Genomic DNA, 3,924 nt, shown 5'->3' with positions numbered 1-3,924 from the left:
GAAAGTCAATGAAATCAACGGTCTACCCAGACCACCCCCGCGCCAGTGCTAGCTTTGCGTACCGTCACTTATTGCACTGAAAACGAGGAGACCCCAGGACAGCCTGGCGCCACTGGACGCAGGTGGGGCCCCTGCCGCCGGTTCGGCCAACCGCCTGCAACCCTTCGCGGGTGTCGATTTCAAGCTGGGCAGCGGGGGCTCGTTGGCCGTGGGTGGCAGCGCGGGCATCACCTCCGCCACCGGCCAGGCCATCGACCTGTCGGACTGGCGTGGCGACATCGCCTACACCTACCTCGGCAAGGACGGCACCAGCGACAAACCCGCCTTCCGCCTTGAACTCTCGGGTTCGGGCAGCCGGGTGGACTACTTCAACAAAGCCTCACCGATGCTGTACGGCGTGCGCGGCAAGGTGCAGATCGACAGCACTTTCTACGGTGCGCAGGTCAATGTCGGTGCCGACAAGATCGACCCAGCGCGCGCCGCGCAGATGAGCGACCCTCATGGTGGCGAAGGCCCCAGCCAGGTCCCGGGCGGCAACAGCGTGCTGATCGTCATCGGCGTGTTGCAATGATCATCACGACGTGCGCCCTCACAGGTCGAACACTTTGCCCGGGTTCATCACGTTGTTCGGGTCGAACACCAGCTTGACCGCCTTCATGTAGGCCAACTCCTCGGGCGAACGGCTGTAACCCAGGTAGGGCTTCTTGGTCAGGCCCACGCCATGCTCGGCCGACACCGATCCACCGTAGCGCGCCACGGTCTCGAAGATCCGCGTGTTCACGGAACCACACTTGGCGAAGAATTCGTCCTTGCCCATGTCGTCGGGCTTGAGGATGTTCAGGTGCAGGTTGCCGTCCCCAATGTGACCGAACCAGACCACGCGGAAATCGGGGTACTGGTCGGCCACGATGCCATCGATGTCGGCGATGAAGGCCGGCACGTGGTGGATCAGGACCGACAGGTCGTTCTTGTAAGGCGTGTAGTGCGAGATGGTCTCTGAAATGCCCTCACGCAAGCGCCACAAAGTCTTGGCCTGCGTCTGGTTCTGACTCATCACGCCATCGACCACCCAACCCTCTTCCACGCAGGATTCGAACAAGGCCATGGCCTCGTCCACCACCTTGTCGCTCGTGGCTTCGAACTCCAGCAGGGCGTAGAACGGCGTGGCGGCGTCGAAGGGCCGGGGCACCCCCTGGTGCCGGGTCACCAGTTGCGTCGACAACTCCGAGAAAAACTCGAAGGCCGTCAGGTCCAGCTGCTTCTGAAAAGCCGCCAGCACCTTCATCACCGAGGCGAAGTCTGGCGTGCCCAGCACCATCACCCGCAGATCGCGCGGGGCGCGGTCCAGCTTCATCATGGCCTCGACCACGAAGCCCAGCGTGCCTTCGCCACCGATGAACAGCTGCCGCAGGTCGTAGCCCGTGGCGTTCTTCATCATGCCCTTGTTCAGGTCGAGCACATCGCCCTTGCCGGTGACCACCTTCAGCCCCAGCACCCAATGGCGGGTCATGCCGTACTTGATGACTTTGATGCCCCCCGCGTTGGTGCCGATGTTCCCGCCGATCTGGGACGAGCCCGCGCTGGCGAAGTCCACGGGGTAGTACAGGCCACGCTCTTCTGCATAAGCCTGGAGTTGCGCCGTGACGACACCAGGCTGAAGGCGCACCAGGCGATCTTCGGGGATGAATTCGAGGATGCGGTTCATCCGGTCGAAGCTGACCACGACCTCGCCTTCGGCCGCCACGGCCGCCGCCGACAAACCGGTGCGCCCACCTGATGGCACCAGGGCCAGCTTCACCTCATTGGCCAGGCGCACGATCCCTTGCACCTGGTCGACCGAGACCGGAAAAACGATGGCCGAAGGGGCGGGCGCGCGCACCTTGGTCCAATCACAGCCCCAGTGTTTCAGGCTGTCGTCGTCGGTCTTGACATGGCTTTCGCCCACGATGGCGTGGAGTCGGGCAAGGATGTCTGGGGCAATCGGCATGACCATTCTTTCGGTGGGAAATCCCCCTCATGGTAGCGTCCAGGGTTCGGCCCTTCGCCCTCGGGGCTGTTCAACACTCACCACATGAAGGATTCAGGCATGCAGCAGCTCTCGCTGGACAAGGACAAGATTCGCTTTCTGTTGCTCGAGGGCGTGCACCAGAACGCCCTGGATGTGCTGAACCGGAACGGCTACACCAACATCGAGTACCTCAAGACAGCGCTGGATGAGGGCACCCTGCTTGAGAAGGTCCGCGATGTGCACTTTCTGGGCATCCGCTCTCGCACCCAGGTGACGCCCGCGGTGCTGGAGGCCGCCAACAAGCTGGTGTCGGTCGGCTGCTTCTGCATCGGCACCAACCAGGTCGCGCTGCAGCATGCCATGCGCAAGGGCGTTCCGGTGTTCAACGCGCCCTACTCCAACACCCGCTCGGTGGCCGAACTGGTGTTGGGGCAATTGATCCTGCTGCTGCGCGGCATCCCGCAGAAAAATGCCCTGGTGCACCGCGGAGGCTGGAGCAAGTCGGCCGAAGGTTCGTGGGAAGCCCGCGGCAAGACCTTGGGCATCGTCGGCTATGGCAACATCGGCTCGCAGCTGTCGGTGCTGGCCGAATCGCTGGGCATGCACGTGGTGTACTACGACACCGTCACCAAACTGCCGCTGGGCAATGCCCGCCAGTTGGGCAGCCTGAACGATTTGCTGAGCGTGGCCGATGTGGTCACGCTGCACGTGCCCGAGATCCCCTCCACCCAGAACATGATGGGGGCCAGCCAGTTCGCCAAGATGAAGCCTGGCGCCATCTTCATGAACGCGGCCCGTGGCACCTGCGTGGACATCGACGCCCTGGCCGCCGCGCTGCAAAGCCAGCACCTGGGGGGCGCCGCCATCGACGTGTTCCCGGTGGAGCCCAAGGCCAACGACGAAGAATTCCAATCGCCGCTGCGCGCCTTCGACAACGTGATCCTGACCCCGCACATCGGTGGCTCCACCTTGGAAGCGCAAGCCAACATCGGACTGGAAGTGGCTGAAAAGTTCGTGCGTTACTCGGATTGCGGCACCACGCTGTCGGCCGTGAACTTCCCTGAAGTGACCATGCCTTTGGGCGCAGGAAAACACCGCCTGCTGCACATCCACGAGAACGTACCGGGCATCCTGTCGAACGTCAACCGCGTGTTCGCCGAGAACAACATCAACATCGCGGCCCAAAGCCTGATGACCAACGATGCGATCGGCTACCTGGTGATGGACGTGGATGCCGAGTACTCAGAGGTGGCGCTTCAAAAGATTCAGAGCATCCCGGGCACCATTCGCAGCCGTGTCCTGTATTGATGCCTGACGGCCCCTCGGCACGCCATTTGCCGCCCTGGGGAGGTCGAGCAGACCTTTCAAGGAGCGGAACATGTCCAGTCTGACCAGGTGCGAGGTGCGCCGATGAAAAGCCCCTTGCGCTGCCAATGCGGCGCCGTCCGCGGCCAGGTTGACCTGGCGCAGGCCTATGGCCGGGCCGTCTGTTACTGCAAGCATTGCCAGGCTTTTGCCCGGCTGCTGAATCAGGAACGCGCCGTCCTGAATCGGCGTGGCGGCACGGAGATCATCGCCACCTTGCCTGCATCGATCCGGTTCACGGCGGGGCTCGACCAGGTGGCTTGCATGTCCCTGACCGACAAGGGCCCTCTGCGCTGGTATGCCTCTTGTTGCCAGACACCGATCGGCAACACCCCCAAGGACGCCCGAGTGGCATACGTGGGCGTGATCCGGGCCTGCCTGGGCAGTTCGCCCGCATCGATCGACCAGGCCCTGGGCCCCGTGAAAATCGCCTTGAACACCAAGTCCGCACGTGGAGGGGTCTCCTCGTTTTCAGTGCAATAAGTGACGGTACGCAAAGCTAGCACTGGCGCGGGGGTGGTCTGGGTAGACCGTTGATTTCATTGACTTTC

General features: G+C 62.9%; 4 protein-coding genes. 3 read left to right on the top strand and 1 reads right to left on the bottom strand.

Going from position 1 to position 3,924, the window contains the following annotated elements:
* Positions 1-208: 208 nt before the first annotated feature.
* Positions 209-571, top strand: a complete 363-nt coding sequence (locus EV672_RS18560) for a hypothetical protein (protein WP_133611422.1) — start codon at positions 209-211, stop codon at positions 569-571.
* An 18-nt stretch (positions 572-589) separates the two neighbouring features.
* Here the strand turns inward: EV672_RS18560 and EV672_RS18555 are convergent, their stop codons facing one another.
* Complete coding sequence (locus EV672_RS18555) at positions 590-1,987, bottom strand: D-2-hydroxyglutarate dehydrogenase (RefSeq protein WP_243738768.1); 1,398 nt, start codon at positions 1,985-1,987, stop codon at positions 590-592.
* Between the two features lie 99 nt (positions 1,988-2,086).
* Here EV672_RS18555 and serA point away from each other — a divergent pair, with 99 nt between their 5' ends.
* Positions 2,087-3,316 carry a phosphoglycerate dehydrogenase gene (gene serA / locus EV672_RS18550; RefSeq protein ID WP_133611420.1) on the top strand — a complete coding sequence of 410 codons (1,230 nt, stop codon included), beginning with the start codon at positions 2,087-2,089 and terminating at the stop codon, positions 3,314-3,316.
* Between the two features lie 102 nt (positions 3,317-3,418).
* Positions 3,419-3,856 carry a DUF6151 family protein gene (locus EV672_RS18545; RefSeq protein WP_133611419.1) on the top strand — a complete coding sequence of 146 codons (438 nt, stop codon included), beginning with the start codon at positions 3,419-3,421 and terminating at the stop codon, positions 3,854-3,856.
* The last annotated feature ends 68 nt before the right edge of the window (positions 3,857-3,924 follow it).

It is taken from the genome of Aquabacterium commune (genome assembly GCF_004362855.1).
Lineage (GTDB): Bacteria > Pseudomonadota > Gammaproteobacteria > Burkholderiales > Burkholderiaceae_C > Aquabacterium > Aquabacterium commune.
This window is presented reverse-complemented; position numbering and strand designations above follow the sequence as displayed.

What these genes read in the sequence shown, in the direction of transcription:
- EV672_RS18555 (WP_243738768.1), bottom strand. Translation starts at nt 1,987, where the DNA reads ATGCCGATTGCCCCAGACATCCTTGCCCGACTCCACGCCATCGTGGGC.
- serA (WP_133611420.1), top strand. Translation starts at nt 2,087, where the DNA reads ATGCAGCAGCTCTCGCTGGACAAGGACAAGATTCGCTTTCTGTTGCTC.
- EV672_RS18545 (WP_133611419.1), top strand. Translation starts at nt 3,419, where the DNA reads ATGAAAAGCCCCTTGCGCTGCCAATGCGGCGCCGTCCGCGGCCAGGTT.